This window comes from Kitasatospora sp. NPDC085895, assembly GCF_040702125.1.
Taxonomy (GTDB): Bacteria; Actinomycetota; Actinomycetes; order Streptomycetales; family Streptomycetaceae; genus Kitasatospora; species Kitasatospora arboriphila.
On record NZ_JBFBJY010000196.1, the window covers coordinates 1 to 3235 of the forward strand.

Sequence of the window (3235 nt, forward strand, 5' to 3'; positions counted from 1 at the left end):
GGATGGTCCACCCGGCGCTGGACGACCGGCAGCAACGGCTCGATCAGCGCCCACAGCTCGTCGTCGATCTCCCAGGGCTTGGGGCGGGCCATCGCGCACCTCCTCACCAGGGCAAATCTGCACCCACAAGTCCAAGGTAACGCAGCCATCCCATTCTGTTAGGGCCTGTTAGACCGGTGGCCGGGCCGCTCTCGCGGACGGCGATGGCGCTGTCGAGACCGGTCAGGCGCCAGATCTTGTGCCGGGTTAGGAGTGGTGTGGTTGCGCCGGTACCTCTCCGCTGGCCTGACGGTACGGGGCCTGGCGGTGGGCAGGGCCTGGGCGCGCCCTGCGCCCGACCGATTCACCCCCCGGTGGTCAGGCGCGGGCGTTCGGCCAGAGTTCGGGGACCCGGTCCTCGTCCCAAGCCGCCTTGGGCCAGCGCTCGGCGTAGATCAGGCGCACCGGCCACCAGGGGTCGTCGGTGGGCGGTCCGTGCTTTGCAGCGCGCCTCAGGTCGCGGGCGGTGGGCAGGGCCAGGACGATCGGGCGGCCGTGCTGTTCGCGGCGCCGGTGCAGGCAGGCGGGGCACTCGAGGCGGTCGGGTTCGGCCGGTTCGTGGAGTCCGCCGCGGGTGTCGTGGGCGCCGCCGAGGGGGCCGTGGCAGGTGTAGCAGGGGTGCAGGGCGTCGTTGTGGGCGCGGGCCGTCAGCAGCTGCGCCCGCCACTTCGCCTGCTCGGCGTCCTGCTTGGCCGTGGCGGCGGCTTGTTTCTCCGCGGCTTCCCGGTCTTGGCGCTCGGTGCGGCGCTGGGCAATCAGGTCCCGGTCGGGCCGGTCGTCGAGGGCATCGGCGAGGCTCTGCCAGTCGGAGCGGCCGAAGCGCCACCAGGCCGGGCCGGGGAAACCGTGCTCGCGCAGCCGGCCGGTGGTGGTCGCCAGCACCGGAATCCGGCCCCGGAAGCTGTAGTAGGTGACGCCTTCGTCCTCGTGCCGCATACCGGCCCAGTGGCCGCTGGTGGCATCCCGCAGCGCCTTCATCCGGCGGCGCAGCGTGTCGGGGGTGAAGCGGGGTCGGCTGCCGCGGGTGCCCGGGTCGAGGACGAATGCGACCGGCGGGCGGACCACGCAGGTGGGGGTGTAGCCGTAGGTGCGGCGGTTCGTGGCGCCGTAGGTGACCTCGAAGATGGTGCGGTCGTAGCCGTCGGTGTCCTTGACGACCTTGTCGAACCAGCGTTTGTAGTTGTCGAGTTTGGCGGCGACGTCGGCGATGTCCGTCATGGTGCCGCGGTCCAGCTCCAGGAATAGCACCGGGATGCCCAGCTCGGGCAGGCGGACGACGGCGTCGGGGATGACGGTGTGCTTGCCGGTGATCGTGTGGGCAACCTCGGTGGCCCAGGCATCCAGGCCGCCCGGCAACGGCCCACACTTGAGTGCGCGGCGCGGCGGCGCCTGGCGCGGATCGGTGCGGGGCGGCGCGCCGTGGGTGGTGGTGCCGGTGACGGCGTTGACGACAATCTCGTTGACGAGCATCGCGTGCGGCGCGCCGGTCCGGCCCGCGCCCCGGGCATGACCGCCCATCTGCCGGTCGTCGCCCAGCGCCTCCCCGGCGGCGATCAGGCCCGCCGCCGTCAGGCCCACGATCTTCTCCGCCCCCGGCCCGCCCGGAACCGGCCGCCCACCCGCCGTGGTGGGCGTGCGGCCCGGCGGCGAGGTGAAACCGCGCTCCTCCACCAGCCGGTGGCCCTGCAGGTCGCGCACCGCCTCGGCGACGTGCTCGACCCGGCGGTGCGCCCGGTACTCGTCCGCGGCAACCAGGGCGTGCAGCTGCTTGTAGGTCGCGACCTTCAGCACCCCGAGAACGGCCAGTACGTCCGCGCGCAGCGCAGCCGTCGAACCGTTCGGGTTACGGGCCGAGCGGCGGAAGTGCACCCGGCCGGAGCGCACCGGCGGCTGCGGCTGCGGGGGCCGGTCGTCCTCGATCCGCTGCCCGCCCGGGCCGCCTTGGTCCTCGCTCAAGTCCGCCCCCTCGTCCGCATGCCGCCGATCTCCTCTGCTCTACCGGACGCCACCGACAACCGGCTGCCCCGTGCCCGGCACCTCGGCGGTCCCGGCCCCGGCCGCCCTCGCCCCGCCCGTGCCGACCCGCGGGAGGCGCCCGGCCTGCCCGGCCGCGAGGGGCAGGAGCCGAGCGGCCCGGGAGCGGCAGAAGGAGGGCACCGCGGGACCGGGAGACGAACCCGATCCCGACCGCCCCGCCCAACCACCCAGCCGCCACCACACACACCACCAACCACCACACCAGCCAGCAGAGGACCAAGAGGAGAGGGAGAGGGTTGTCGGCAGACCGATGCACCTTGATTACGGGCGCTGAACTGCGAAAACACCGGGCCTCATGCACAGAAGCCCCCCGGGGCAGCACCCGGGGACGACCCCGGGGAGTCGTAGAGAGCATCTCCACTGCCACCGAACCGGCCCACACCTTGACGGCCGCTCAGAACGACCCCGCGGCGGGCACCGGAACGCCACCCCGCCCTGGCCTCCCACACGCCGCAGGCGGGCCGGAAGGGCAGTCTCGTGGCGAGCGGGTGTGTCGGAATGTGGAAGGATCACGGTGGCTCCCCGGCTTCTCATTGCCCGCCGGGGAGCTTCTTCATCTCCGCGATGCCGGCCTGTCCGGGCTGCTCAGGCGAGGTTCTGGTCGAGGGCCACCCGCAGCAGCGTGACCGCATCCAGCGCGTCCTGGGACAGCCAGGGCTCGCCGTCGGTGGCGTCGATGACCAGGCGGCCGTCGATGAACGTCCCCCAGTGGTCGCCGACCATCGCGGCCCAGCCGACGGCCGGGCCGCCGTCGGGCCGGCGGACCTGGAACACGGACGGGTCACTCTCCCAGCCGTCGACGAGCAAGGTCGCGTCCGCAGCGCTCCACGTCCCGGTCGGATCACCCAGGCCCCGGCCGAGCGGCGACAGCGACGTGCGCCCCGCATCGAGCGCCAGGCGCAGCGACGCTCCGCCGGCGGCGGGGCGGTGGTGCAGCGGTCGGCGCTGCACCGGCGCCACCGGCGTTTCGACGCGCGGGGAAACACGGTGGGGGCCGTCCGAAGTGGCGCCAGCCGCGCGGTCGCTGGATTCGTCGCGCGTCGCATCAAGCGACGGCCCGGCGGAGGACAGCGGCAACCTCGGCGGCGGCTGGCTGAAGGCCGAGTACTACGGCGCCTACGCCCAGTACTTCGTGAAGTACCTGCAGGCGTACCAGGCG

The 3235-nt window shown here is 73.4% G+C and carries 2 protein-coding genes and 1 pseudogene; all 3 read right to left on the reverse strand.

Features of this window, described 5'->3' with window-relative positions; all coding sequences use genetic code 11:
- Positions 1-92, reverse strand: a pseudogene (locus tag AB0442_RS42045) (IS5/IS1182 family transposase); the annotation flags it as partial.
- Positions 93-357: 265 nt separating this feature from the next.
- Complete coding sequence (locus tag AB0442_RS42050) at positions 358-1995, reverse strand: replication-relaxation family protein (RefSeq protein WP_366168787.1); 1638 nt, start codon at positions 1993-1995, stop codon at positions 358-360.
- Positions 1996-2661: 666 nt separating this feature from the next.
- A complete protein-coding gene (locus AB0442_RS42055; protein WP_366168788.1) occupies positions 2662-3027 on the reverse strand; it encodes a hypothetical protein in 366 nt (121 codons plus the stop codon).
- Between the last annotated feature and the right edge of the window lie 208 nt (positions 3028-3235).